Here is a 26,525-nt window from a genome sequence, read left to right as displayed (position 1 = left end):
GCGGGTTGACCAGGGCCGCCGAGCGCGAGCCCCGGACTGTGGCCCGGCGGCCGAGATCGGCGAGGTCGCCCGAAGCCCGACGGTCGCGTCGGACGAGGAATCGAAAACGTGCATCTGAAGAGCCTGACGGTGAAGGGCTTCAAGTCCTTCGCCTCCGCGACGACGCTGCGGCTGGAGCCGGGCATCACCTGTGTGGTGGGGCCCAACGGCTCGGGCAAGTCCAACGTCGTCGACGCGATCGCGTGGGTGCTGGGCGAGCAGGGCGCGAAGGCGCTGCGCGGCGGCAAGATGGAGGACGTGATCTTCGCCGGCACCGCCGGCCGCGCGCCGCTGGGCCGCGCCGAGGTCACACTCACCATCGACAACACCGACGGCGCGCTGCCGATCGATTACACCGAGGTGTCGATCACCCGCCGGATGTTCCGCTCCGGCGAGAGCGAATACGAGATCAACGGCAACTCCTGCCGGCTGCTCGACATCCAGGAGCTGCTCTCCGACTCCGGCATCGGCCGGGAGATGCACATCATCGTCGGGCAGGGCCGGCTGGACGGCATGCTGCACGCCAAGCCCGAGGACCGGCGCTCCTTCATCGAGGAGGCGGCCGGCGTTCTGAAGCACCGCAAGCGCAAGGAAAAGGCGCTGCGCAAGCTCGACGCGATGCAGACCAACCTCAACCGGCTCACCGACCTCACCGCCGAGCTGCGCCGCCAGCTCAAGCCGCTGGGGCGGCAGGCCGAGGTGGCCCGGCGCGCGCAGGGCATCCAGGCCGATCTGCGCGACGCCCGGCTGCGGCTGCTCGCCGACGACCTGGCCACGCTGCGTTCCACGCTGGACAAGGAGATCGCCGACGAGGCGGCGCTGCGCGAGCGGCGCGAGCAGGTCGAGCAGGAGTACGGCGAGGTCGGGCGGCGGCTGCTGGAGCTGGAGACGGCGCTGGCCGAGGACGCGCCGCTGCTCGCCGCCGCCCAGGACACCTGGTACCGGCTCTCCGCCCTCACCGAGCGGTTCCGCTCGACCCAGCAGCTCGCCGGCGAGCGGCTGCGGCACCTCTCCGTGGTCCCCGACGACGAGCGGCCGGGGCGCGATCCCGAGCAGCTGGCGGCCGAGGCGGAGAAGGTCCGCGAGCACGAGGAGGAGCTGCGGGCCGCGCTCACCGACGACCAGATCCGGCTGGCCGAGGCCGTGGAGGGCCGGCAGGAGCTCGAACGCCAGCTCGCGGCCGCGGAGCGGGCGCTGGTCGTGGCCGCGAAGGCGATCGCCGACCGGCGTGAGGGGCTGGCGAAGCTGACCGGCCAGGTCAACTCCGCGCGGGCGCGGACGACCAGCGCCGCCGAGGAGATCCAGCGGCTCGCCGCGGCGCACGCCGACGCCGAGGCGCGCGCCGCGAAGGCGCAGGCCGAGTTGGACGCGGTGGCCGAGCAGTCCACCGAGGCGGACCGGGACAACGCCGACCTCGACGCGCGGCACGCCGAGGCCGTCGCGGCCCACGACACGGCCGCCGCCCTGGTGCGGGAGCTCTCCGACGCCGAGCGCAAGGCGGAGAAGGACGCCGCCACCTGGAAGGCGCGCGAGGAAGCGCTCGCGATGGGGCTGCGCCGCAAGGACGGCGCGGGCGCGCTGCTGGCCCGGGCCGACGAGGTGCCGGGGCTGCTCGGCAGCCTGTCGGCGATGCTCACCGTCGAACCCGGACACGAGGCGGCGCTCGCCGCCGCCCTCGGCGCGCTGGCCGACGCGGTCGCGGTCGCCGGCGTCGACGAGGCGGCCGAGGCGATGCGGCTGCTCAAGATCCAGGATGCCGGACGGGCCAGCCTGATCGTGGGCAGCCCGGACGGCCCGGGGATGATCGGGTCACTCGACGCGCTCCGCCCGGCGCTGCCAGCCGGCGCGAAGTGGGCGCCGGACGTGATCCAGTGCCGCGACGACGTGCGGCCGGCGGTGCACCGCGCGCTCCGGGACGTCGTACTCGTGGACGATCTGGAGGCGGCGGCCCGCGCGGTGGCCGCGAACCCGGAGCTGCGCGCGGTCACCCCCGACGGCGACGTGGTCGGCGCGTACGCCGCGGCCGGCGGGTCGGGCAAGGCCCCGAGCTTCATCGAGGTCCAGGCCGCGGTGGAGGAGGCGCGGACCAACCGGCTCGCCGCCGAGGGCACGATCGCCGAGCTGCGCGAGCAGCTCGCCGCCGCCCGCGCCGAGGTGGCGACCCGCAAGGACGCGGTCTCGGTGGCCGCCGCCGCGAAGCGCGCCGCCGAGGGCGAGCGCAACGCCGCCGCGCGGCGGCTGGCCGAGCTCGGCGCCGCGGCCCGGTCGGCGAAGGCTGAGACCGAGCGGCTCGCGGCGTCGCGGGCCCGCGCCGAGGAGGCGCGCGACCGCGACCTCGCCGGGCTGGAGGAGCTGGAGGAGCGGCTGCTCCTGGCCGAATCGACCCCGATCGACGAGGACCCGTCGACGGAGGAACGGGACATGCTGGCCGCGGCGTTGCCGCAGGCCCGGCAGAACGAGATGGAGGTGCGCCTCGCGGTGCGCACCGCGGAGGAGCGGGTCGCCTCCATCGCCGGGCGCGCCGACTCGCTGCTGCGGCAGGCCGCCGCGGAGCGGGCCGCCCGCGAGCGGGCGGCGGCCCGCAAGGCCGCCCGCGCCCGGGGCGCGGCGATCGCCCGCGCCGTCGAGCTGGGCGCCCGCGCCGCGCAGACCCGGCTCGCCCGCTCCCTGGCCGCGGCCGAGCAGACCCGGGACGAGATCGCCCTGGCGCGGTCCGCGCGGGAGGCCGAGCTGCAGGAGGTACGCGCGGCGGCCAAGCGGCTCGGCGCCGACCTGGAGCGGCTCACCAACGAGGTGCACCGCGACGAGGTGGCCCGCGCCGAGCAGCGGATGCGCATCGAGCAGCTGGAGGCCAAGGCCGCCGAGGACTTCGCGCTCGACGTCGAGACGCTGATCGCCGAGTACGGGCCGCAGCAGCTCGTCCCGCCGACCCAGGCGCAGGTGACCGCCGCGGCCGCCGACGGCAAGCCGGAGCCCGAGCCGGTGCCGTACGACCGGGCGACGCAGGAGAAGCGGGCCGGCCGGGCCGAGCGGGAGCTGGCGCTGCTGGGCAAGGTGAACCCGCTGGCGCTGGAGGAGTTCGCCGCGCTGGAGGAGCGCTTCAAGTTCCTCTCCGACCAGCTGGAGGACCTCAAGGCCACCCGGCGCGACCTGCTCACCGTCGTCAAGGACGTCGACGACCGGATTCTGGAGGTCTTCGCCAGCGCGTTCGAGGACACGGCGCGGGAGTTCCAGGAGGTCTTCAAGGTGCTCTTCCCCGGCGGCGAGGGGCGCCTGGTGCTCACCGACCCGGAGGACCTGCTGACCACCGGCGTCGAGGTCGAGGCGCGCCCGCCGGGGAAGAAGATCAAGCGGCTGTCACTGCTCTCCGGCGGCGAGCGGTCGCTGACCGCGGTCGCGATGCTCGTGGCGATCTTCCGCGCCCGCCCCAGCCCGTTCTACATCATGGACGAGGTGGAGGCCGCGCTCGACGACGTGAACCTGGGCCGCCTGATCACCCTGCTCGCCCAGCTGCGGGAGAAGAGTCAGCTCATCGTGATCACGCACCAGAAGCGCACCATGGAGGTGGCGGACGCGCTGTACGGCGTGACCATGCGCCAGGGCGTGACGCAGGTGATCAGCCAGCGCCTCAACCGGGACGGGGAGGACTGATGCAGCGGGAGCGCCCGACGGCGTTGCTCATCGACTTCGACGGCGTGCTGCGGCACTGGGATCCGGAGCTGACCGCCGGCGTGGAGCGCCGGCACGGGCTGCCGGAGGGCTCGCTGCTGCGCACCGCGTTGGAGTGGTCGCGGGCGCAGCCCGCGCTCACCGGGCAGATCAGCCACGCCGAGTGGATGGCCGAGGTGACGCGCGCGCTCGCCGAGCAGACCGGCGACCCGGAGCGGGCGCGCGTCGCGGTCGAGGAGTGGGAGCGGGACCGGGGCGCGGTCGACCCCGACGTGCTCGGCTTCATTCGGGAGCTGCGTGCGGGCGGCGTCCGGGTCGGCCTGGCCACCAACGCGACCGACCTGCTCGACGCCGACCTGGCCGCGCTCAACCTCGTCGACGAGCTCGACGTCGTGATCAACTCGTCCGTTGTCGGGGTGCACAAGCCGGCGAAGGACTACTTCCACGAGGCGTGCCGGGCGGTCGGGGCGCTGCCGAAGCAGGTGCTCTTCGTCGACGACGATGACCGGACGGTGCGCGGCGCCCGCGCCGCGGGCCTTTCCGCGCACCGCTGGACCGGCCCCCACGACCTCACATACCTCCGCGCCGCCTTCACCGCCTGACCGAACCCCCGAACCCCCGAACCCCGGCGATCTTGCAGTTCTGGCCGTCCCAAAACGGGGCACAACGGGGCGATTCGGCGGCCACAACTGCAAGATCGACGGGCGGGTGGTGGTGGCGGCGGGGTCAGGTGCCGGTGACGCCGTCGATGCGTTCGCGAAGCAGGTCGGCGTGGCCGTTGTGGCGGGCGTACTCCTCGATCATGTGGGTGTAGACCCAGCGCAGGTTGAGCTCCCGCCGCTTGCCGGCGAGGCTGCGGAACGTCTCGTCCAGGGACCGGCCGTGCGCCGCCGCGCGGGCCGCCGCCACCTCCGCGTCGAAGACCGCGAAATCGGCGCCGGGGTCCGCGTCGGCGACGCCGTTGAAGTCGGCGTCGGGGTCGGCCTCCGTGGCGTACAGGTCGTCGAGCGGTTCGCCGGCGAAGTTCTTGCGAAACCACCAGCGCTCGACGTCGGCCATGTGCCGGACCAGGCCGAGCAGCGTCAGGGTCGACGGCGCGACGCTGGCTGTTCTGAGCTGCTCGACGGTCAGGCCCGCGCATTTGGCCAACAGTGTCTGCCGGTGGAAGTCGAGCCAGCCTTCGAGCATGTCGCGCTCGCCGGCGGCGGTCGGCACGTCGATCCGGGTGATGTCAGGGGCGGTCCATGTCATCGATCCATCATCTCGATCCCCCGCCCGCGACGCCGCCCCTTTTCGCCCCCAATGATCATTCGGTGAGGCGGGCGTGGGCGACGGGGCGCAGGTCCCCGCCCTTCGCGGTCCCCTCGATGACGACCTCCGCCTTGCGGCCCGCGTGCACCAGGGTGCCCACCGCGTTGCCGAAGAAGGGGCCGGAGAGCTTGCCCCACCGCACCCGCGGGCTCGGCAGCCCGGCCGCCCGGGACATGGCCCGGGTCACCGCGGTGGGAATCCGGGCCCACCCGAGCCGCATCAGCGGCCGCAGCACGGCCGGCACCTGGTTGTGGAACGGTGAGCAGGTCAGCTGGTGCACGGGGGTGGGTACGTCCTCGGCGAAGCGCGCCCGCGCCACGTACGAGTGGTGCACGTCCCCCGACAGGACACTGATCGAGGCCGGGGCCCCGTACGCCGGCCCGGCGCCGACCCGCCGACCGGCGCCGTCCCCGTCGCCCGTCCCGATCCGGGCGAAGAGCGTGCCCAGCGCGGTGAACGAGCGCTGGAACGCCGCCCAGTGCTCCAGGTCGAGCCCGCGCCGCAGCCATTCGGAGAACCCCGCCACCCAGCGCCGCGGGGACTCGGCCAGCAGTTCGTTCCACGCCTCCAGGTAGTGGATGCCCGGGGGCATCAGCCAGGGCAGCGACGCCCCGACCACCAGGTGCTCGTACTCGCCGTGCGCCTGGTCGAGGAACCAACTCCACTCGGCGGGCGGCAGCATCGCCCTCCGTCCCGGCTGGAGCACCCGGCTGCACCGGTTGTCGAGGACGACCAGCCGGGTCCGCCCGATGTCGAGCGCGTAGCTCCACTGGTACTGCCGCGTCCGCCACTGCTCGTGGTCGTGCGCCACGTCAGCTTCCTGGTCGACCCGTGCGCCGAACTCGCGCAGCACCGCGGTCGCGTCCTCCGCGGCGATCACCTTGGCGTAGACCGGGTCGGCCGCGATCTGATCCGGGTGCAGGTTGCCGAGGTGCTGGTAGACCCAGTACGAGGCGAGGCCGCTGGCGATCCGCTCCGCCCACCACGGCTGCCGGCGCGCGTCCGTCCGCCACGACGCCGAGGTGTTCCAGTCGTCGATCACCTCGTGGTCGTCGAAGATCATGACGCTCGGCACGGTCGAGAAGAGCCACCGGATCTCGGGGTCGCGCCACGATTCGAGGTAGAGCGCGGTGTACTCGTTGAACGTGACGACCTGGTCGACCGGGGCGTCGACGGGGCGACGCCGGCGGCGGCGCAGGAAGCGGCGCACCTTCGGCGAGGTCTCGTCCGCGTACACCTGGTCGCCGAGGAGCACGAGTTGATCGGGCCAGGCCGGGTCGTCGCCGTCGAGCGCCATCAGCCGGCGGGCGTACGCGTCGAGCGCGTCGGGGGGCAGTCGACGGGCGGAGGCGCGCGGGGTGGCCTCGCGGCAGGAGCCGAAGACGAGCCGGACCGGTTGGTCGCGGTCGTCGGCGGCCCGGGTGCGGATGACACTGACCGGGTACGGCGAGTCCGGCAACGGCCAGACCCGCTCGCCGTCGAGCAGCACCTCGTACGCCGCCGCCGTCCCCGGCGCGAGTCCGTCCACCACCACGAGCGCGTAGTGGTGGTCGAACGCGGTGAACGTCGGCGCGCTGCCGTGGCCGCCGCCGACGGCGCGCACCTCGACCACCGTCGGCGCGCTCGTCTCGACCCAGATGGTGGCGCGGGTCCCGACGACGCGGCGCAGGACCGGGCCGATCAATAGTTCAGCGTGCACGGGCGTGACCAGCCGCGGGCATGACCGACCTCCGAGGGGTGAGGGGTGAGCCCATCTTCTCTACCCGCAGCGTCCCACGGCTACCCGTGACGTTCGCCGCGCGATCGGTGCGGTGGGCGGGACGCCCGGACGGGCATCTGTCAGGATTTCCCGCATGACGGATTACCTCGTGGCCGCTCTGGTCCTGCTGGGCGTGCTGGTGCTCGGCGCCGTGGGTCTGATGGTGCCCCGGCTGCGTCGCCCACCGCGGCCGCCGGCCCGACCGGCCCCGCCGGTGGAGGAGCCGCAGCGCCCGACCGGGGTGATCGTCGCGGAGCCGCCGCCGGCGCGCGCGCCGGACGTGGTGACGCCGGAGGTGGCCGCCCCCGAGGTGGTGGTGCCCGAGGTCATCGAGCCCGAGGTGCTGGAACGCCCCGAGGTCGTGCTGCCGCCGGTGATCGAGCGCCCCGAGCCGACGGCCGGACGGCTCGTCCGGCTGCGGGCCCGGCTCTCCCGGTCGCAGAACGTCTTCGGCAAGGGGCTGCTCGGTCTGCTCTCCCGCGACCACCTCGACGAGGACGCCTGGGAGGAGATCGAGGACAGCCTGATCACCGCCGACGTCGGGGTGGAGGCGACCCGCGAGATCGTCGACCGGCTGCGGGAGCGCACCCGGGTGCTGGGCACCCGTACCGCGAGCGGGCTGCGGGCGCTGCTCGCCGAGGAGCTGGTGAGCGCGCTGAGCCCTGAGCTGGACCGCTCGCTGCGCACCACCGGCGCGACCGGCAACCCGGCGGTGATCCTCGTGGTCGGGGTGAACGGCGCCGGCAAGACCACCACGTGCGGCAAGATCGCCCGCGTGCTCGTCGCGGACGGGCGCAGCGTGCTGCTCGGCGCGGCCGACACGTTCCGGGCCGCCGCCGCCGACCAGCTCGCCACCTGGGGCGGCCGGGTCGGCGCGGAGGTGGTGCGCGGGCCGGAGGGCGCGGACCCGGCGAGCGTCGCGTTCGACGCGGTGCGGCGGGGGATCGACGTCGGCGTGGACACCGTGCTGGTGGACACCGCCGGCCGGCTGCAGAACAAGATCGGCCTGATGGACGAGCTCGGCAAGGTCAAGCGGGTCGTGGAGAAGCACGGCCCGGTCGACGAGACGCTGCTGGTGCTCGACGCCACGACCGGCCAGAACGGCCTGGAGCAGGCCCGGGTCTTCACCGAGGTGGTCGATGTGACGGGCGTGGTGCTGACCAAGCTGGACGGGACCGCCAAGGGCGGGATCGTGATCGCCGTGCAGCGCAAGCTCGGCATCCCGGTCAAGCTGGTCGGGCTCGGCGAGGGCCCGGACGACCTCGCCCCCTTCGACCCGGTGCAGTTCGTCGACGCCCTGCTCGGGGTCGAGCCGCTCGGAACGGATGCGTAGCCTCGGGTGACATACCGCGATCAGGCGCCACGCCTCGGGAGACCGTACGTGACCCAGCAGGAGATCCCGCTCCGCGGTGGCAACGTCAGCACCGTGGTGCGGGTGGGGGACACGGTCCGGCGCAACGCCGGGCCGTGGACGCCGTCCGTGCACGCGCTGCTGCGCCACCTCGAGTACGTCGGGTTCACCGGGTCGCCGCGGGCGTACGGCATGGACGAGCGCAACCGCGAGGTGCTGTCGTACCTGGAGGGGGAGTGCGGCGAGTACCCGCTGGCCCCGCACTGGGTCACCGACGAGGCGCTCGTGACGGTCGCGACGATGCTGCGGATGTTCCACGACGCCCAGTACGGCTTCCAGCCGCCGCCGGGGGCGGTGTGGCGCTCGTTCGGGCCGCCGCCGCCGGACACCGAGGTGATCTGCCACCACGACGCCGCCCCGCACAACGTCATCTGGCGGCCGGACGGGACGCTGGCCCTGATCGACTTCGACCTCTGCTCGCCGGGCGCCCGGATCTACGACGTGGCGTACGCGGCGTGGACCTGGGTGCCGCTCTTCTCCGACCGGGACTCCTACACGCTCGGCTGGAAGCGGCCGGACCGGCCGCGCCGGCTGCGGCTCTTCGCCGACGCGTACGGGCTGATCCCGCGGGACCGGCACCGGCTGGTGCGCACGATCCGCAAGCGGGTCGTCGACCACGTGGAGGGGATCCGCCGGATGGCGGCGGCCGGCGATCCGGCGTTCGTCCGGATCGTGCACAAGGGCCATCTGCGTCGGCCGATGCGCGACCTGCGATTGCTCGACTACGAGCGGAACATTCTGGAGCAGGCGCTCCTCTGATCTTTCTCCCTCGGTGTCCGTTTTAACGGCCCGTGAGGGTTTCTTCACACGTCCGAAACAACCCGTGACCGCGCCGAAACAGCGTCGAACCGCTGCCGGAAACAGGCCACGGGAAGGCTTCGCCGCATCGGGTGTCGAAGAGACTCACCAAAGGGAGGCCAGCGTGCCTGACGCACCGACGATCGACTCCGGCAACACCGTGTGGTTGCTGGTCTCGACCGCGCTCGTGCTGCTCATGACGCCGGGTCTGGCACTGTTCTACGGTGGCCTGAACCGGTCCAAGGGCGTTCTGAACATGATGATGATGAGCTTCTCGGCGATCGGGCTGATCTCGATCCTGTGGTTGCTCTACGGCTTCACGGTCGCCTTCGGGTCGGACGTCAACGGCGTCTGGGGGGATCTGGGGCAGTACCTCGGCCACCGCACGTACCTCGCCGAGACCGACCTGTGGGGGGCCACCGCGGAGAACCCGAGCGGCATCGGGGTCCCGCTCTACGTCTTCATGGCGTTCCAGATGATGTTCGCGGTGATCACCGTCGCCCTGATCAGCGGCGCGGTCTCCGACCGGGCCAAGTTCGCCGGCTGGCTGCTCTTCGCGTTCGGCTGGGCCACGCTGGTCTACTTCCCGGTGGCGCACATGGTCTGGGGCGGCGGCCTGATCGGCGCCAAGCTGCACGCGCTGGACTTTGCCGGCGGCACCGCCGTGCACATCAACGCCGGTGCCGCGGCGCTCGGCCTGGTACTGGTGCTCGGCAAGCGGGTCGGCTGGCCGAAGGAGCAGATGAAGCCGCACAACGTGCCGATGGTGGCGCTCGGCGCGGGCCTGCTCTGGTTCGGGTGGTTCGGCTTCAACGCGGGGTCCGAGCTGACCGTCGACGGCGTCGCCGGCCTGGCCTTCATCAACACCCAGGTCGCGACCGCGGCGGCGGTGCTCGGCTGGATCGTCGTCGAGTGGATCAAGAGCGGTAAGCCGACCATGGTCGGCGCGTCCTCCGGCGCGGTCGCCGGCCTGGTGGCGATCACCCCGGCGTGCGGTTTCATCGAGCCGTGGTCGGCGGTGCTGCTCGGCCTGGTCGCCGGCGCGGTCTGCGCGCTGGCGGTCAGCCTGAAGTACAAGCTCGGGTACGACGACTCGCTCGACGTGGTCGGCGTGCACTTCGTCGGCGGCTGGATCGGCTCGCTCTGGCTCGGCCTCTTCGCCACCACGAAGGTCAACAGCGCGATCTCGGAGGTGATCGGGGCGTCGAACGGGCTGTTCTACGGCGGCGGCCTCACCCAGTTCGGCCGCCAGCTGCTGGCCGGTCTGCTCGTCACCGTCTGGTCGTTCGGGGTGGCCTGGGTCCTCGGCTTCGTGATCCAGAAGACGATCGGGTTCCGCGCCGACGCGGAGGACGAGGTCAACGGCATCGACGTCGCGGAGCACGCGGAGACCGCGTACGACTTCTCGCCGGCCACCGGCGGGGGCGGCGCGTTCGCGATGGCGGGCCTCGGCTCGCCCGGGAAGACTCCGGCCGCGGGCGCGCCCGCCGCGCCGGTCAACGAGAAGGTCGCCGGTTAACGTTCCCTGATGGAGGGGTTGAAGATGAAGCTGGTGACCGCGGTCATCAAGCCGTACCAGCTCGACGCGGTGAAGGACGCGCTGCACGCCCTCGGCGTGGCCGGCCTGACCGTGAGCGAGGTCCAGGGCTACGGCCGCCAGAAGGGGCACACCGAGGTCTACCGGGGTGCCGAGTACACGGTGGAGTTCCTGCCGAAGATCCGGGTCGAGGTGCTGATCGACGAGATCGACGTCGACAAGGTCGTGGACGCGGTGGTGACCGCGGCCCGGACCGGCAAGATCGGTGACGGGAAGGTGTGGGTCACGGCCGTGGAGGACGTGGTCCGGGTCCGCACCGGCGAGCGCGGCCTCGACGCGCTCTGAGCGAGGTACGGATGATCAAGGGGTCGGCGGCGCGCGAGGCCGGGAACGCGCCCGCCGGCCCCTTGATCGACGGGGAGCCAGGGATCGGCCCGGCGGCGCGGGCGGACCGGGCCGCGGCGCTCGACCGGTGGCTCGGCGGGTTGATGCCGGACCGGCCCGAGGGTGGCGTCGCGCTGGTCGCGGTCGGGGGGCTGGGACGGCGGGAGTGCGCGCCGCACAGCGACCTCGACCTGGTGCTGCTGCACGCCGGGGTGCCCGGCATGGACGAGCTCGCCGCGAAGCTCTGGTATCCGATCTGGGATGCGCGGCTCGGGCTGGACCACTCGGTGCGGACCCTGCCCGAGGCGCTGTCGGTCGCGCACGACGACGTCAAGGTGACGCTCGGCCTGCTCGACGCCCGGCACGTCGCGGGCGACCGGGAGCTGTCCGGGCAGCTGCGCGCCGCCGCGACCGAACAGTGGCGGCGTACCGCGCTGCGCCAGCTGCCGCGGCTGCGCGAGGTCACCGCGGCGCGCTGGCGGGCCCACGGCGAGCTGGCGTTCCTGCTGGAGGGCGACCTCAAGGAGGCGGCCGGCGGCCTGCGGGACGTCGGGCTGCTGCGCGCCATCGCGCTCGCCGGGATCGCCGACACCCGCCCGGCGGCGCACGCCGCCCACCGGCGGCTGCTCGACACCCGCGACGCGCTGCACCTCGCGGTCGGCCGCCGGGTGGACCGGCTGGTCGCGCAGGAGCGCGCGGCGGTCGCCACGCTGCTCGGGCTCGACGACGGGGACGCGCTCCTGCGCCGCGTCGCCGGTGACGCCCGCACCGTCGCGCACGCGCTCGACGACGCCTGGCGGGCGGCCGACCGGCTGCGCGCCGGCCGCGGGCGCACCGGGCGTCCGACGCGGCGCCCGGTGGCCCGCGACGTGGTCGAGCACGACGGCGAGCTGGTGCTCGCCCGTACCGCCATCGGCGCCCGGCCCGACCCGAGCCTGTCGCTGCGGGTCGCCGCCGCCGCGGCCACCACCGGACTGCCGATCGCGCGGGCCACCTGCGAGTGGCTCGCCGCGTACTGCCCGCCGCTGCCGACGCCGTGGCCCGAGCCGGCCCGCACCGCGCTGGTCGCCCTGCTCGGCGCCGGTCCCGGCCTGGTGCCCACCTGGGAAACCTGCGACCGGTACGGCCTGGTCGACCGCTGGTTTCCGGAGTGGCCGCGGATGCGCAGCCGGCCGCAGCACAACCCCGTGCACCGCTTCACCCTCGACCGGCACCTGGTGCAGGCGGCCGCCGAGGCGACCGGGTACGCCCGCGAGGTGGACCGGCCCGACCTGCTGCTGCTCGGGGCGTTCCTGCACGACGTCGGCAAGGGGCTGCCGGGCGCGGACGCGTCGCGCCCCGACCGGATCGGCGTCTGCGCCGACCACAGCACGGTCGGCGCCCCGATCGCCGCCGGGATCGCCACCCGGATCGGGCTGCCGCCCACCGACGTCGCGGTGATCGAGAAGCTTGTCCGGCTGCACCTGCTGCTGCCCGACGTTGCCACCCGGCGCGACCTGGGCGACCCGGTGACGATCGCCGCGGTCGCGGACGCCGTCGGCGACACCGGCACGTTGGCGCTGCTGCACGCGCTGGCCCGGGCCGACGCGCGCGCCACCGGGCCGGCCGCGTGGTCGGAGTGGAAGGGACGGCTGATCGCCGAGCTCGTGCGCCGGGTGCACACCGCGTTGGACACCGGCGTGCTGCCCGCCCCGCCGGTCCCCGATCCGGCGCTGGTCGCGGGCGCGCTGCCGGCGGTGCACATCGACGGGGACCGGGTGGCGGTGGCCGCGGCGGACCGGCGCGGCCTGCTCGCCGCGGTCGCCGGCTGCCTCGCCCTGCACCGGCTCGACGTGGTCGGCGCGGACGCGTCCACGGTCGAGGGGCGGGCGCTGGTGGAGTTCCGGGTGCAGCCGCGCTACGGCACGCCGCCGGACACGGTCGCGCTCGCGGCGGACCTGCGGCGCGCGGTCGCCGGCGACGTCTCCGTGACCCAACGGCTGCGCGGACGCGCGCTCGCGGCGGGCCGCCCCGGCGCCGCGCCCCGGGTGGTGTGGCACCGTGGCGCCGCCACCGACGCGGTGGTGCTGGAGCTGCGCGCGGCGGACTCCGCCGGGCTGCTCTACCGGGTCGCCAGCGCGCTCGACGCGGCCGGCGCCCAGGTGCGGGCCGCGCGGATCTCGACCCTCGGCGGGGACGTGGTGGACGCCTTCTACCTCGTCGGGGCCGCCCCGTCCGATCCCGAACGCGAACGCCTGGAGGCCGCCGTCCTCGCCGCCGTGTGACCTGTCCGTCGGGGGCGGTCGGGGTGGGCCGGTCAGGAACCGATCGGCCGGATCGGGCGTTGAGGTGAACGGCCGGATACCCTTGCCACGGCCGGGAGTGCGACCGCCGGCCACGTACTGCCCGCCGCAATTCTGACAAACGGGATGTTACGCCGTGTTTGACACCTTGAGTGACCGCCTGACGGGGATCTTCGGCAAGCTCCGCGGCAAGGGCCGGCTCACCGACGCCGACATCGACGCGACCGCGCGTGAGATCCGGCTCGCCCTGTTGGAGGCCGACGTCGCGCTGCCGGTGGTGAAGACCTTCATCGCCAGCCTCAAGGAGCGGGCGCGCGGCGCCGAGGTGTCGCAGGCGCTCAACCCGGCGCAGCAGGTCATCAAGATCGTCCATGAGGAGCTCGTCGGCATCCTCGGCGGCGAGGGGCGCCGGCTGCAGTTCGCCAAGCAGCCCCCGACCGTGATCATGCTCGCCGGTCTGCAGGGTTCCGGTAAGACCACCCTCGCCGGCAAGCTGGCCCGCTGGCTGAAGGCCCAGGGCCACCAGCCGCTGCTGGTCGCCGCCGACCTCCAGCGCCCCAACGCCGTCAACCAGCTCCAGGTGCTGGGCGGTCGCGCCGGCGTCGAGGTGTACGCGCCCGAGCCCGGCAACGGCGTCGGCGACCCGGTCCGGGTGGCCGAGGCGTCGATCGAGCACGCCAAGCGCGCCGCCCGGGACATCGTGATCGTCGACACCGCCGGCCGGCTCGGCATCGACGCCGAGATGATGGCGCAGGCCGCGAACATCCGCGACGCCGTCGACCCCGACGAGGTCATCTTCGTCATCGACGCGATGGTCGGTCAGGACGCGGTCACCACCGCCGAGGCGTTCCGCGACGGTGTCGGGATCACCGGTGTGGTCCTGTCCAAGCTCGACGGCGACGCCCGCGGTGGCGCCGCGCTCTCGGTCCGGCACGTCACCGGGCAGCCCATCCTCTTCGCGTCCACCGGCGAGAAGCTGGAGGACTTCGACGTCTTCCACCCGGACCGGATGGCGAGCCGCATCCTCGGCATGGGCGACGTCCTCACTCTGATCGAGCAGGCCGAGCAGGCCTTCGACGCCGATCAGAAGGAGAAGATGACCGCCAAGCTGATGGGCGGGGAGCAGTTCACGCTGGAGGACTTCCTCGAGCAGCTGATGGCGGTGCGCCGGATGGGCCCGATCGCCAACGTGCTGGCGATGATGCCCGGCATGGGTCAGATGAAGGACCAGTTGGCCGAGGTCGACGACAAGCACCTCGACAAGGTCGCCGCGATCATCCGCGGCATGACGCCGGGCGAGCGGACCAACCCGAAGATCATCAACGGCTCCCGCCGGGCGCGCATCGCCAACGGCTCCGGGGTCACCGTGATGGACGTGAACCAGCTGCTCAACCGGTTCGCGGACGCGCAGAAGATGATGAAGCAGATGGGCGGCATGATGGGCCTGCCCGGCAGCCGGCGGAAGGCGACCAAGTCCCCGAAGAACAAGCGGAAGGGCGCCAAGGGCGGCGGGCGGCAGCGGGTCGGCGGTCCCGCCGGCGGCATGCCCGCCGGATTCCCGGGCGGGATGCCGCAGCTTCCGCCGGGGCTCGACCCGTCCGCCCTGCAGGGCGGCGACGGCTTGCCGCCGGGGTTCAAGCTGCCGAAGCTCGACTTCAACAAGCTGACCAAGCGGGACGGCGGGAAGTAGGCTCTCATCGATAGGGTGGCGGCGACCACCGGAGGAGGAACCATGACCGCGGCGCCCCTGCGGCCGGAGCGGCGGGAGTGGACGGTCGACGACCTCGGCGAGCTGCCGAACGACCTCCGGTACGAACTGGTCAACGGAAGGTTGATCGTGCCGTCGCCGACCCACCTGCACCAGGACCTGTGCGTGGAGATCCTGCTCGCGCTCCGCGCGAACTGTCCGCCGGAGTACGTGGTCAGCCTCGACCTGTCGATGAAGGTCAACCGGCGTAACGAGCCGCGACCGGACGTGGTCGCGTTGCGTCCCGACCGCGTCGACCGGAGCCCCGTGCCGGTCGAGGACGCGATCCTCGCCGTCGAGGTCGTCTCGCCGGAGTCGACCTTCCGGGACATGTACGACAAGGCGCGGGTCTACGCCCATGCCGGCGTCGCGACGTACTGGGTGGTCGATCCGCTGCACGAGCGGATGACGCTTACCGAGATGCTCCTCGGCGCGAACGGCGAATACGAGGTGGGCGTCCACACCGACGATGTCTTCACGACCGAGCGGCCGTGGAAGGTGACGATCGACCTGCCCGCGCTCACGACGCGGTGGGCGGGGCTGCGCGAGCGTCGCGGGGCGTGATGCGGTAGGACTGTGCGCATGCCGTTGCACGTACGCGGGGTGGTGCTCCCCGACGACGAGGTGCGCGACCTCTGGCTGGTCGGCGACCGCGTCACCACCACGCCGGTGGCCGGCGCCACGACCGTCGCCGACGGCGGGTTCATCCTGCCCGGCCTGGTCGACGCGCACTGCCACATCGGCATCGCCCGCGGCGGCGCGCCCATCGGCTCGGTCGACGAGGCGCGGCGACTCGCCCGGATCGACCGGGACGCCGGGGTGCTGGCGATCCGCGACGCCGGCTCGCCGTACCCGTACCCCGAGCTCGACGACGACCCCGACGTGCCGCGACTGGCGCGCGCGGGCCGGCACGTCGCCCCGCCGAAGCGCTACCTGCGCGACATCGGCATCGAGGTCGCCGCGCCCGACGTGCCGGCCACGGTCGCGGAGCAGGCCCGCGCCGGCAACGGCTGGGTGAAGCTGGTCGGCGACTGGATCGAGCGCGACGCCGGCGATCTCGCCCCGGCCTGGGACGCCGACACGATGCGCGCCGCGGTGGACGCGGCGCACGCCGAGGGGGCGCGGGTCGCGGTGCACACCTTCTCGGAGTCGGCCGTCGAGATCATGGTGCGGGCCGGGGTTGACTCGGTCGAGCACGGCACCGGACTCCGCCCCGAGCTGGTCGACGAGATGGCCCGGCGCGGCACCGCGCTGGTGCCCACGATGATCAACATCGCCACCTTCGGCGACATCGCCGAGCGGGCCCGGGAGAAGTTCCCCGGCTACGCGAAGCACATGCTCGCGCTGCGCGACGGCTTCCCCGCCGTGGTGGCCGCCGCGTACGAGGCGGGCGTGCCGATCTACGTCGGCACCGACGCCGGCGGCGGCATCGACCACGGCCTCGCCGCGCGCGAGATGCTGCTGCTGCGCGAGCGCGCCGGGATGTCCACCCTGGACGTGCTCCGGGCCGCCTCCTGGGGAGCGCGCGACTGGCTCGGCTTCCCCGGCCTGGTCGAGGGCGGGCTCGCCGACCTCGTGGTCTACGACGCCGACCCCCGCGCCGACCTGCGGGTCGTGCAGGACCCGAAGCGCATCGTGTTGCGGGGTCGCGTGGTGCTCTGACGCCTCGCCCGCCGTCGGCCGGCGCGGCGCGGCCAGCGGGCGCTACCGCTGGCCGCGGACCTCCCGGCTAGGATGACCGGTCATGGCCCGCGTGCTCACACCCCGCTCCGAAGACTTTCCCCGCTGGTATCAGGACCTGATCGCCAAGGCGCAGCTCGCCGACAACGGTCCGGTGCGCGGCACCATGGTGATCCGACCGGCCGGGTACGCCATCTGGGAGCGGATGCAGTCGGAGATGGACGGCCGGATCAAGGCGTCCGGCGCGGAGAACGCGTACTTCCCGCTCTTCATCCCGGAGAACTACCTCAAGCGCGAGGCCGAGCACGTCGAGGGCTTCTCGCCGGAGCTGGCGGTCGTCACCCACGGCGGCGGCAAGCAGCTCGCCGAGCCGGTCGTGGTCCGCCCGACCAGCGAGACCGTCATCGGCGAGTTCATGGCCAAGTGGGTCGACTCGTACCGGGACCTGCCGCTGCTGCTCAACCAGTGGGCCAACGTGGTGCGCTGGGAGCTGCGCCCGCGGGTGTTCCTGCGGACCAGCGAGTTCCTCTGGCAGGAGGGGCACACCGCGCACGCCGACGAGGCGGACGCGCGCGCCTACGCCCGGAAGATCCTGCACGAGGTGTACGAGGATTTCATGGTCAACGTCCTCGGCATCCCGGTGGTGGTCGGCCGCAAGACGGCGCGCGAGCGCTTCGCCGGCGCGACCAGCACGTACACGCTCGAAGGGATGATGGGCGACGGCAAGGCGCTGCAGATGGGCACCTCGCACGAGTTGGGCCAGAACTTCGCCCGGGCCTTCGACATCACCTATTCCGGCAAGTCCGGCGGGGTGGAGCACGCCTGGACCACCTCGTGGGGCACGTCGACGCGGATGCTCGGCGGTCTGATCATGTGCCACGGTGACGACAACGGGCTGCGGGTGCCGCCGCGGCTCGCGCCGGTGCAGGCGTACATCATGATCGTGAAGGCGGGCGAGGGCGTCGGCGAGGCCGCGGCCAAGCTGCGCGACGCGCTGCGCGACGCCGGGGTTCGGGTCGGGTTCGACGACCGGGTCGACACCCCGTTCGGCCGCCGGGCCGTGGACGCCGAGCTCAAGGGCTATCCGGTTCGCGTCGAGGTCGGTCCCCGCGACCTCGCCGCCGGCAACGCCGTCGTGGTGCGCCGCGTTGACGGGGCCAAGACCCCCGTCCCGGTCGCCGACGTCGTGTCGACGGTGCTCGCCGCGCTCGAGGCCGACCAGCGGGCGTTGTACGACCAGGCGCTCGCGTTCCGCGACTCCCACACCGTGTCGGTCGGCTCGCTGGACGAGGCGGTCGAGGCGGCCGCGACCGGCTGGGCGCGGGTGCCGTGGTCCGAGGTCGGCGCGCGCGGCGAGGCCGAGGCGAACGGGCAGGGCGTGACCGTGCGCTGCCTGGTGCGCCCGGACGGCTCGGTGCCGGACTCCGAGGACGAGCCCGACCTCATCGCCATCATGGCCCGCTCGTACTGACCGGGCCGGAGGCCGGGCTGATGCGTTTCGAGCCGGGGCGGCTGATCCTGCACCGCAACATGCGGCACGGGCGGGTCGGCTGGGTCCGCCCGGCCCGCGTCGTCAGCGACGACGAGCGGGGGCTGCTGGTCTGGATCGACCGCGGCAGTCCGGTGGTCACCGAGGCCGCCGACGACGGGCGGGGGCTGCGCGCCATGCCCTTCGCCGAGTGGATCGGCCGGTCGTACCGGCCGGCGCACGGCGTGTGGGCGGGCCCGCCGGTGCTGAAGTTCCTGCCGACGGGCGCGGCGCACTCGGTGTGGTGGTTCCGCGACGAGCGCGGCCGCTTCACCAACTGGTACGTCAACCTGGAGGAGCCCGGCGTGCGTTGGGACGACGGCGCGGTTGCCGGCGTCGACATCGTCGACCAGGACCTCGACGTGCTCGTCCACCCGGATCTGAGCTGGGAGTGGAAGGACGAGGACGAGTTCGTCGAGCGGCTCGGCTTTCCGGAGCACTACTGGGTGGTCGACGAGGCGGCGGTGCGCGCCGAGGGGGAGCGCGTGATCAAGCTGGCCGAGGCGGGCGAATTTCCCTTCGACGGCACGTGGTGTGACTTCGTACCCGATCCGTCCTGGACCCCGCCCATGGAGTTGCCGGCAGGGTGGGATCGGCCGCAGGCGCGCTGACGCGGCACCGATCAGGTGGGGGTCGCGAAGCGGCGGCGGTAGGCGGTCGGGGTGGTGCCCAGGTCGCGGCCGAAGTGCCGGCGCAGCACGGCGGTGGTGCCGAAGCCGGCGCGCCGGGCGACCTCCTCCACCGGCAGGTCGGTGCGTTCCATCAGTTCCTGGGCGAGCTGGACCCGCTGGTGGTGCAGCCAACGCAGCGGGGTGCTGCCGGTGGTCTCGGCGAAGCGCCGCGCGAACGTGCGCGGCGACTGCTGGGCCCGCCGGGCCAGCACCGCGACGGTCAGCGGCTCGTGCAGGTGGTCGCGGGCCCAGGCGAGCACGTCGGTGAGCGCGTCCGGCAGCGGCCCGGCGCCGGCGGGCACGTACTGCGCCTGATCGCCGTCGCGGTGCGGCGGGGTGACCATCCGGCGGGCGATCGTGGCGGCCACGGCGGCGCCGTGCGCCCGCCGGACCAGGTGCAGGCAGAGGTCGATGCCGGCGGCGGTGCCGGCGGCGGTCAGGATCGGGCCGTCGGAGATCCAGAGCGGCCCGGACTCGATCCGGGCGTCCGGCGCGGACCGGGTCAGCGCGTCGACCAGCCGCCAGTGGGTGGTCGCGCGCCGCCCGTCGAGCAGCCCGGCGTCGCCGAGCAGGAACGCGCCGCTGCACAGCGCGGCGATCGGGACGCCGGCATCGGCCGCGGCGCGCAGGGCCCGGACCTCGGCCGCATCGGCGCGCGGTGGCGCGGGCTCGCCGCCCGGCACCAGCACCAGGTCCGCGCGGGCCAGCGCCTCGAGGTCGTGCGTGGCGGCGAGGGTGGCCCCGCCGGGCAGCGACACCGGGGTACGCCCCGGGGAGCAGCGCCACAGCGACATCGCCGGGACGTGGTCGTCGCTGCGGTCCACGCCGAAGACCTCGTGGATGACCCCGTAGTCGAAGATCCGTACGGCGTGGTGGAGCAGGACGGCGATCGTGCGCATCCGTCGAGTCTGGCAGAAATCAGCGCAGGGGTGTCAATCCTGCCACTCGTACCCGTACGGCGGCGTCGACATCATCGAGAGCATGACGAACCTTCTCCAACCGGACGCCGTGCTCCTCGTGATCGACGTGCAGCAGGGCTTCGACGACCCGTACTGGGGTGAGCGGAACAACCCGGACGCCGAGGCGAACATCGGGCGCCTGATCGACGCGTGGACCGCCGCCGGCCGCCCGGTCGTGCGGGTGCGGCACGCCTCCACGAGCCCGCGCTCGCCGCTGCGCCCCGACGCGCCCGGCCACGCGTACAAGCCGGTGGTGGCCGGGTTCACCCCCGCGCTGGAGATCGCGAAGAGCGTGCACTCCGCCTTCCTGGGCACCCCGGATCTGGGCCGGTGGCTGCAGGCCCGCGGCGCGCGCCAGGTCGTGATCACCGGCATCCAGACCAACCGGTGCTGCGAGACCACGGCGCGGATGGCGGGTGATCTCGGGTACGACGTGCTGTTCGCGATCGACGCCACGCACACGTTCGGCGAGGCGGGCCCGGACGGGGTGGTGGTGACGGGCGACGAGTTCGCGCGGGCGACCGCCGCGAACATCCACGGTCATTTCGGCACGGTGGTGCACACCCGGGACCTGTTGGCGTGACGTCACCGGCTCCGGTGTGAAGTTTCCGGGCCCGATCTGGCAGAATGGTTGGCTGGTATCCGGCGCGCGTCCGGCGCCCTCTAACCCGGGCGTGTCGCCAGTCCATCGAGCAGTCTCCGGCCCAACCCCACTGTGCCGGTCGACTCTCACCCACCCCACCGCCCGCTCGGGTTGGTGAGAATCGCAACAGGAGCGAACACACGTGGCCGTTAAGATCCGGCTCCTGCGGATGGGCAAGATCCGCAACCCGCAGTACCGCATCGTCGTCGCCGACTCGCGCACCAAGCGCGACGGCCGTGCGATCGAGTTCCTCGGGATCTACCAGCCGAAGGAGCACCCTTCGGTGATCGAGGTCACCTCGGACCGGGTCCAGTACTGGCTCTCCGTCGGCGCGCAGCCGAGCGAGGCGGTTCAGCGCCTGCTGGAGAAGACCGGCGACTGGCAGAAGTTCAAGGGCCTGCCGGCCCCGCCGCCGCTGCTGGTCGCGCCGGAGCGCGCCGACCGGAAGGCGGCCTACGAGGCCGAGGCCAAGGCCGCGGCCGGGCTGGCCGAGACCCCGGCCAAGCCGACGAAGAAGGCCGCCGAGAAGAAGGCCGAGCCGGCCGCCGAGGCCCCGGCGCAGACCGAGGAGCAGGCCGGTGCGGACTCCGGCGAGCAGGCCTGACGTGGCAATCCGGCCGGCGTTGGAGCACCTGGTCAAGGGCATCGTCGACCACCCGGACGACGTGCGCGTCCGGCTGGTCGACAACCGCCGGGGCAAGCTCCTGGAGGTGCGCGTGCACCCCGAGGACCTGGGCACGGTGATCGGACGCGGTGGTCGCACCGCCAAGGCGCTGCGCCAGGTCATCGGCTCGGTCGGTGGGCGCGGCGTGCGCGTCGACATCGTCGACTCGTACTGATGCTCCTGATCGTCGGCCGCATCGGCCGTCCGCACGGCATCCGCGGTGAGCTCACCGTGGAGGTGCGGACGGACGAGCCCGAAACACGGTTCGCCGTCGGGTCGGTGTTGATCACCGACCCGACGGCGCTTCCCGCCCCCGAGCCGGGGGGCGACGACGCCCATCGGGTACGGGTACCCGAGCGGCTCGTCGTCGAAGCGGTGCGCTGGCACCAGGGACGCCCGCTCGTGCTCTTCGAGGGCGTCTACGACCGCAACGTCGCCGAGGTGCTGCGTGGCGTTCTGCTCTGCGTGGACAGCGACGAGGTGCCGGCGCCGACCGACCCGGACGAGTTCCTCGACCACCAGCTGGTGGGGCTGATCGCGGTCAGCCCGGCGGGGGAGCCGCTCGGCGAGGTGACCGCCATCGACCACGCGCCCGCCTCCGACCTGCTCGTGCTGCGCCGTCCGAGCGGAGGCACCGCGCTGGTGCCGTTCGTGAAGGAGATCGTCCCGGACGTCGACCTGGCTGCCGGTCGGGTCGTTGTGGACGCGCCGCCGGGGCTGCTCGAGCTGTGAACGCACCGCGACACCCCGCGATGCGGGTCGACATCGTCACGATCTTCCCCGAGTACTTCGGCCCGCTCGACCTGTCGCTGATCGGCAAGGCCCGCCGCAACGGGCTGCTCGACCTCGCCGTACACGACCTGCGGACCTGGACCCACGACGTGCACCGCACCGTGGACGACACGCCGTACGGCGGCGGTCCCGGCATGGTGATGCGACCGGAGCCGTGGGGCGAGGCGCTGGACGCGCTCGCCCCCGCCGACGCGCCCGCGCCGCGGCTGGTGGTGCCGACGCCGGCCGGCGTCCCGTTCCGCCAGGCGTTGGCGCACGAACTCGCCGACGAGCCCCGGCTGCTCTTCGCCTGCGGCCGGTACGAGGGCATCGACCAGCGGGTGCTGGAGCACGCGGGGACTCGGATGCCGGTGACGGAGGTGTCGCTCGGCGACTACGTGCTCTTCGGCGGCGAGGTCGCGGTGCTGGTGATCCTGGAGGCGGTGACCCGGCTGCTGCCCGGCGTGCTCGGCAACGTCGGGTCGCTGGAGGAGGAGTCGCACGCGCACGGCCTGCTCGAAGCGCCGGTCTACACGAAGCCCCCGACGTGGCGCGGCCACGACGTGCCGGAGATCCTGCGCTCGGGGGATCACGGGCGGATCGCGCGGTGGCGCCGCGACGAGGCGCTGTTGCGGACCGGGCGCCGTCGTCCGGACCTGCTCGCGGCGCTGCCCGCCGAGTCGCTCGACAAGCGCGACGTGACCCTGCTGACGGGGGCCGGATTTCAGGTCCGGCCCGACGATATGGCAAAGTAGTGAGGTTGCCGCAGCCGACCACACCGTGGGCGGCTGCGAGGATCCCCAGAAGTCGTGAGGATCAGAATCATCCATTCGCGCACCGGTGGTCGGTGCGCCTTGAGTATCACAAGGATGCAGCGATGAACACGCTGGACGCTCTCGACGCCCAGTCGCAGCGGACCGACATCCCGGACTTCCGTGCCGGCGACACGCTCAAGGTGCACGCCCGGGTCGTCGAGGGTAACCGCTCCCGCGTCCAGGTCTTCCAGGGCGTCGTGATCCGCCGCCAGGGCGGCGGCCTGCGCGAGACCTTCACCATCCGCAAGGTCAGCTTCGGTGTCGGGGTCGAGCGGACGTACCCGATCAACAGCCCGGCGATCGACCGACTCGAGGTCGTGACCCGCGGTGACGTCCGTCGGGCGAAGCTCTACTACCTGCGTGAGCTGCGGGGCAAGAAGGCCAAGATCAAGGAGCTTCGGGAGACCAAGGTCGGCTGAGCCGGTCACCGACCCGCTCCCGGGACTGCCGCTCGGGTCCGGCGCCAATTACGCTGGCCGCAGTGACAAACGGCGAACGCTACGTCCACGACCCGCGTCGTGGCGGCGGGACACAACCGCGCTACCGCCCGTGGTGCCTCTCCCGAGGCGCCTCGGGCGGTAGCGCTGTATCTGGGGACCGGGGAGATGCGTAGCGTGTATCGGGAAAACGACCTGGATCCGTGGCCGCGCCGCGAGGACCGGGCGCCGCGTCCGGCCCGGAAACGCAAGCAGATGCCGCTGTGGCAGGAGCTGCCGCTCCTGCTCGTCGTCGCGTTCTGCCTCGCGGTCCTGATCCGCACGTTCCTGCTGCAGGCGTTCTTCATCCCCTCCGGGTCGATGGAGGACACCCTGCTGATCGGCGACCGGGTGCTCGTCAACAAGATCGTCTACGACGTGCGGGACCCGGTGCGCGGCGAGGTCGTGGTCTTCCGCGGCACCGACCGGTGGGCCCCGGAGCACGCCGACGAGCCCGAGCCGGGCTTCGTCGGCAAGCTCGGACGGACGGTCGGTGACCTCGTCGGGGTCACCCGACCGGGCGAGAAGGACTTCATCAAGCGGGTCATCGGGATCCCCGGCGACCGCGTGAAGTGCTGCGACGACCGCGGACGGGTCACCGTCAACGGGCAGCCGCTCGACGAGCCGTACGTCATCGAGGACTCCGACCTGGACGTGCCGCCCAATCCCCGCGAGTGCCGTTCGCGCCGCTTCGACGAGGTCGTCGTCGAGCCCGGCCAACTCTTCGTGATGGGCGATCACCGGCTGGTCTCGCAGGATTCCCGCTGTCAGGGGCCGGTCCCGATTGAAAACGTGATCGGGCGGGCATTCGTGATCGTCTGGCCGCAGAACCGCTGGGACGGGCTCTCCGTGCCGGCGACCTTCGACCGGATGCCGAAGACCGCTGCCGCGCCGACCTCCGGTCGTCCGCCGGCCGTTCCGCACGAATCGGGAGGGATTGCCGTTGTCCTGCCACTCCTGGGGCCTCTTCTCATTACCGCGCGTTCCCGGCCACCGTTCTCAGTTCGACGTCGTAGGCTCCGTCCGTGATTGACGAGCAGACCGAAAAGCGCCCCAATTCCTTCTGGCGCGAACTTCCGATCCTGCTGGGCGTGGCCGTCCTCGTCGCCGTCCTGGTCCGCGCCTTCGTGCTGCAGACCTTCTGGATCCCCTCGCCGTCGATGGAGCACACCCTCGACATCAACGACCGGGTGCTCGTCAACAAGCTGGTCTACGACTTCCGGTCGCCGGAGCGTGGCGAGGTCATCGTCTTCCGCGCGCCGTCCTCCTGGCGCAGCGACCCGAGTGGCGAGGACTTCATCAAGCGGGTGATCGGGATCGCCGGTGACCGGGTGCAGTGCTGCGACGCGCAGCAACGCCTGATGATCAACGGCCACCCGATCGACGAGCCGTACATCTTCGCGGAGGGCGGGGTCAGCGACCCCGCCGCCGACCAGCCGTTCGACGTCACCGTGCCGAAGGGCCGGCTCTGGGTGATGGGCGATCACCGGTCGGCGTCGGGCGACTCCCTGGAACACTGGGAGCGCTCCGACCATGACATCCAGCTCGCCACGGTGCCGGAGGACTCCGTCGTCGGCCGGGCCTTCGTGGTGTTCTGGCCGGTCGACCGGGCCAAGTGGCTCTCGGTGCCGGAGTCGTTCGCGTCGGTGCCGAAGCCGCAGCCCTGACCGCGACGCGACCGCGGCGCGACGCAGGACCTACGCTGGTGCGGTGACCGATGCCGCCCTCGACCCGCCGCTGCCGGCCGGATCGGACGAGTGGATTCCGCGGCGCGCCGCCCGGGTGCTGCTGCTCGACGGCGCCGACCGCGTGCTGCTGTTCCACGGCTGGGACCCGGCGCGCCCGACCCACCGCTTCTGGTTCACCCCGGGCGGCGGGCTCGAGCCGGGCGAGCCGGCGCGGCTCGGCGCGGCGCGGGAGCTCGCCGAGGAGACCGGCCTGCGGCTGGCGCCCGAGGCGTTCGGCGCGCCCGTGTGGCGGGAGCGGACCGAATATCCGTTCGACGGCCGGCGGTACCGCCAGGACCAGGAGTTCTTCCTGGTCCGGGTGCCGACCTGGGAGGTCGACACGGCGGGGTTCGACGAGGTGGAGCGGGACACGATCGACGGGCACCGCTGGTGGACGGTCGACGAACTGGAAGCGACGGACGAACGGATCTACCCGGTGGAGCTCCCCGCGATGCTCCGGCGACTGCTGGACGGTGATTGAGTGCTGACCCCACCCCGCACGGTGGTCCGCCGGGACGGCGGCCTCTACGCGCTGGAACGCGCGCTGCAGCGGCGCGGGTTCCGACACGTCGCCGGGGCGGACGAGGCGGGCCGGGGGGCCTGCGCCGGGCCCCTGGTGGCCGCGGCCGTGGTGCTGCCGGAGGGGCGGCGCGGCGAGATCGAGGGTCTGGCCGACTCCAAGCTGCTCACCGCGGCCACCCGGGAGCGCCTCTACGACGAGGTGCTGGCGCGCGCCCTCGCGTACGCCGTGGTGGTCGTGCCGGCGGACGAGGTCGACTTCCGGGGTCTGCACGTCTGCAACGTGGCCGCGATGCGCCGCGCTCTCGCCTCGCTCGCGACCCGACCCGAGTACGTGCTGACGGACGGCTTCGGCGTCGACGGCCTCGGCGTGCCGGGGCTCGCGGTCTGGAAGGGCGACCAGGTGGCGGCGTGCGTCGCGGCCGCGAGCGTGCTGGCGAAGGTCACCCGGGACCGGATCATGGTCGAGCTCGACGAGCGGTTTCCGGGCTACGGCTTCGCCGAGCACAAGGGATACATCACCCCGGTGCACAGCGCGGCGTTGGAGCGGCAGGGACCGTGCGCGGAACACCGCTTCTCGTACGTGAACGTGGCCGCGGTGTCGGGGCGGGCCGGGCGGCCGCCACGGGCGCGCCGCCCGCACATCGTGGGCGTGCGCGAGCCGGGAGTCGCTGTGCCGGGCGCGCCTGAGCCCATGGGGCGACCGGGCGCGGCAGGGGGTACCGTCGGCGTGGCGTTGGGTGAGCGGCTTCGACACCGGGCGTCGGTGGGGGAAGATGTTGCCATGGAAGGCGGAGTGCGATGAGCGCAGAAGATCTCGAGAAGTACGAAACCGAGATGGAGCTGCAGCTCTACCGGGAGTACCGCGACATCGTCCGCCAATTCTCGTACGTCGTGGAGACCGAGCGCCGGTTCTACCTGGCGAACCAGGTTGACCTGCATGTACGCAACTCCGACGGCGAGGTCTACTTCGAGGTGGAGATGCACGACGCGTGGGTGTGGGACATGTACCGGCCCGCCCGCTTCGTGAAGAACGTTCGGGTGATGACGTTCAAGGACGTGAACGTCGAAGAGCTGGAAAAGCCCGACATCTCACTTCCGGCGGATTCCGGCTTCGGCAGCTGACCGGCGGCAC

26 protein-coding genes are annotated in these 26,525 nt (G+C 73.0%); 23 read left to right on the top strand and 3 right to left on the bottom strand.

The window, feature by feature from the left end:
* The first annotated feature begins 108 nt into the window (after positions 1-108).
* Entirely contained in the window at positions 109-3,690 is a 3,582-nt protein-coding gene (gene smc, locus BLW47_RS09055) for a chromosome segregation protein SMC (RefSeq protein ID WP_091554300.1), read from the top strand.
* The gene (locus tag BLW47_RS09050; RefSeq protein ID WP_091554296.1) at positions 3,690-4,310 is read left to right on the top strand and encodes an HAD-IA family hydrolase; all 621 of its coding nucleotides are present in this window, start codon (positions 3,690-3,692) and stop codon (positions 4,308-4,310) included. Before smc ends, BLW47_RS09050 begins: the two co-directional genes overlap by 1 nt.
* A gap of 124 nt (positions 4,311-4,434) precedes the next feature.
* Here BLW47_RS09050 and BLW47_RS09045 read toward each other — a convergent pair whose 3' ends face one another.
* Together BLW47_RS09045 and BLW47_RS09040 are read right to left on the bottom strand one after the other, a co-directional pair.
* Entirely contained in the window at positions 4,435-4,959 is a 525-nt protein-coding gene (locus BLW47_RS09045; protein WP_091554292.1) for a DinB family protein, read from the bottom strand.
* A 55-nt stretch (positions 4,960-5,014) separates the two neighbouring features.
* Entirely contained in the window at positions 5,015-6,718 is a 1,704-nt protein-coding gene (locus BLW47_RS09040) for an alkaline phosphatase D family protein (protein WP_091554288.1), read from the bottom strand.
* Between the two features lie 154 nt (positions 6,719-6,872).
* On the opposite strand from BLW47_RS09040, the gene ftsY reads away from it, so the two are divergent.
* The 10 genes from ftsY to BLW47_RS08990 all read left to right on the top strand — a co-directional run bounded on the left by ftsY (position 6,873) and on the right by BLW47_RS08990 (position 18,756).
* The gene (gene ftsY / locus BLW47_RS09035; protein ID WP_091554284.1) at positions 6,873-8,111 is read left to right on the top strand and encodes a signal recognition particle-docking protein FtsY; all 1,239 of its coding nucleotides are present in this window, start codon (positions 6,873-6,875) and stop codon (positions 8,109-8,111) included.
* Between the two features lie 6 nt (positions 8,112-8,117).
* Positions 8,118-8,948: an aminoglycoside phosphotransferase family protein gene (locus tag BLW47_RS09030; RefSeq protein WP_175543552.1), complete on the top strand. Its 831-nt coding sequence runs from the start codon at positions 8,118-8,120 to the stop codon at positions 8,946-8,948.
* Positions 8,949-9,111: 163 nt separating this feature from the next.
* Positions 9,112-10,506, top strand: coding sequence for an ammonium transporter (locus BLW47_RS09025; protein ID WP_091554277.1), 1,395 nt, complete (start codon positions 9,112-9,114; stop codon positions 10,504-10,506).
* A gap of 24 nt (positions 10,507-10,530) precedes the next feature.
* The gene (locus BLW47_RS09020) at positions 10,531-10,869 is read left to right on the top strand and encodes a P-II family nitrogen regulator (RefSeq protein WP_175543567.1); all 339 of its coding nucleotides are present in this window, start codon (positions 10,531-10,533) and stop codon (positions 10,867-10,869) included.
* 11 nt (positions 10,870-10,880) lie between these two features.
* Positions 10,881-13,172 (top strand): [protein-PII] uridylyltransferase, encoded by a 2,292-nt coding sequence (locus BLW47_RS09015; RefSeq protein WP_091554270.1) that lies wholly within the window; start codon positions 10,881-10,883, stop codon positions 13,170-13,172.
* Between the two features lie 154 nt (positions 13,173-13,326).
* The gene (gene ffh, locus BLW47_RS09010; protein WP_091554267.1) at positions 13,327-14,880 is read left to right on the top strand and encodes a signal recognition particle protein; all 1,554 of its coding nucleotides are present in this window, start codon (positions 13,327-13,329) and stop codon (positions 14,878-14,880) included.
* 42 nt (positions 14,881-14,922) lie between these two features.
* Positions 14,923-15,501, top strand: coding sequence for a Uma2 family endonuclease (locus tag BLW47_RS09005; protein WP_091554262.1), 579 nt, complete (start codon positions 14,923-14,925; stop codon positions 15,499-15,501).
* 18 nt (positions 15,502-15,519) lie between these two features.
* Positions 15,520-16,599, top strand: a complete 1,080-nt coding sequence (locus tag BLW47_RS09000) for an amidohydrolase family protein (protein ID WP_091554258.1) — start codon at positions 15,520-15,522, stop codon at positions 16,597-16,599.
* An 82-nt stretch (positions 16,600-16,681) separates the two neighbouring features.
* Complete coding sequence (proS, locus tag BLW47_RS08995) at positions 16,682-18,088, top strand: proline--tRNA ligase (RefSeq protein ID WP_091554254.1); 1,407 nt, start codon at positions 16,682-16,684, stop codon at positions 18,086-18,088.
* Between the two features lie 20 nt (positions 18,089-18,108).
* Complete coding sequence (locus tag BLW47_RS08990) at positions 18,109-18,756, top strand: ribonuclease FAU-1 family protein (protein WP_091554250.1); 648 nt, start codon at positions 18,109-18,111, stop codon at positions 18,754-18,756.
* A gap of 11 nt (positions 18,757-18,767) precedes the next feature.
* Here the strand turns inward: BLW47_RS08990 and BLW47_RS08985 are convergent, their stop codons facing one another.
* A complete protein-coding gene (locus BLW47_RS08985; protein WP_091554246.1) occupies positions 18,768-19,715 on the bottom strand; it encodes a GlxA family transcriptional regulator in 948 nt (315 codons plus the stop codon).
* An 82-nt stretch (positions 19,716-19,797) separates the two neighbouring features.
* Between BLW47_RS08985 and BLW47_RS08980 the strand changes: the two genes are divergently transcribed.
* From BLW47_RS08980 to BLW47_RS08930, 11 genes are all read left to right on the top strand, one after another.
* A complete protein-coding gene (locus BLW47_RS08980; protein WP_091554243.1) occupies positions 19,798-20,358 on the top strand; it encodes a cysteine hydrolase family protein in 561 nt (186 codons plus the stop codon).
* Positions 20,359-20,560: 202 nt separating this feature from the next.
* Positions 20,561-21,022: a 30S ribosomal protein S16 gene (gene rpsP / locus BLW47_RS08975; RefSeq protein ID WP_091554240.1), complete on the top strand. Its 462-nt coding sequence runs from the start codon at positions 20,561-20,563 to the stop codon at positions 21,020-21,022.
* Positions 20,997-21,257 (top strand): RNA-binding protein, encoded by a 261-nt coding sequence (locus BLW47_RS08970; RefSeq protein WP_175543551.1) that lies wholly within the window; start codon positions 20,997-20,999, stop codon positions 21,255-21,257. The genes rpsP and BLW47_RS08970 overlap by 26 nt, the downstream gene beginning before the upstream one ends.
* Positions 21,257-21,814 (top strand): ribosome maturation factor RimM, encoded by a 558-nt coding sequence (rimM, locus tag BLW47_RS08965; RefSeq protein WP_091554234.1) that lies wholly within the window; start codon positions 21,257-21,259, stop codon positions 21,812-21,814. Before BLW47_RS08970 ends, rimM begins: the two co-directional genes overlap by 1 nt.
* Positions 21,815-21,834: 20 nt before the next feature.
* Positions 21,835-22,608 (top strand): tRNA (guanosine(37)-N1)-methyltransferase TrmD, encoded by a 774-nt coding sequence (trmD, locus tag BLW47_RS08960; RefSeq protein WP_091554231.1) that lies wholly within the window; start codon positions 21,835-21,837, stop codon positions 22,606-22,608.
* A gap of 122 nt (positions 22,609-22,730) precedes the next feature.
* Entirely contained in the window at positions 22,731-23,087 is a 357-nt protein-coding gene (gene rplS / locus BLW47_RS08955) for a 50S ribosomal protein L19 (protein ID WP_091554228.1), read from the top strand.
* Positions 23,088-23,273: 186 nt separating this feature from the next.
* Positions 23,274-24,173, top strand: a complete 900-nt coding sequence (lepB, locus tag BLW47_RS08950) for a signal peptidase I (protein ID WP_091554225.1) — start codon at positions 23,274-23,276, stop codon at positions 24,171-24,173.
* Positions 24,170-24,811: a signal peptidase I gene (lepB, locus tag BLW47_RS08945; RefSeq protein ID WP_091554222.1), complete on the top strand. Its 642-nt coding sequence runs from the start codon at positions 24,170-24,172 to the stop codon at positions 24,809-24,811. Before lepB (BLW47_RS08950) ends, lepB (BLW47_RS08945) begins: the two co-directional genes overlap by 4 nt.
* 43 nt (positions 24,812-24,854) lie before the next feature.
* Positions 24,855-25,352: an NUDIX hydrolase gene (locus tag BLW47_RS08940; RefSeq protein WP_245736545.1), complete on the top strand. Its 498-nt coding sequence runs from the start codon at positions 24,855-24,857 to the stop codon at positions 25,350-25,352.
* Positions 25,353-26,195: a ribonuclease HII gene (locus BLW47_RS08935; protein WP_091554218.1), complete on the top strand. Its 843-nt coding sequence runs from the start codon at positions 25,353-25,355 to the stop codon at positions 26,193-26,195.
* The gene (locus tag BLW47_RS08930; RefSeq protein WP_011905215.1) at positions 26,192-26,515 is read left to right on the top strand and encodes a DUF2469 domain-containing protein; all 324 of its coding nucleotides are present in this window, start codon (positions 26,192-26,194) and stop codon (positions 26,513-26,515) included. Before BLW47_RS08935 ends, BLW47_RS08930 begins: the two co-directional genes overlap by 4 nt.
* Positions 26,516-26,525: the final 10 nt, after the last annotated feature.

The sequence above is a fragment of the Micromonospora pattaloongensis genome (genome assembly GCF_900107255.1).
Lineage (GTDB): Bacteria > Actinomycetota > Actinomycetes > Mycobacteriales > Micromonosporaceae > Micromonospora_I > Micromonospora_I pattaloongensis.
The sequence above is the reverse complement of the archived record's forward strand: the minus strand, read 5'-3'. Positions and strand labels throughout refer to the sequence as shown.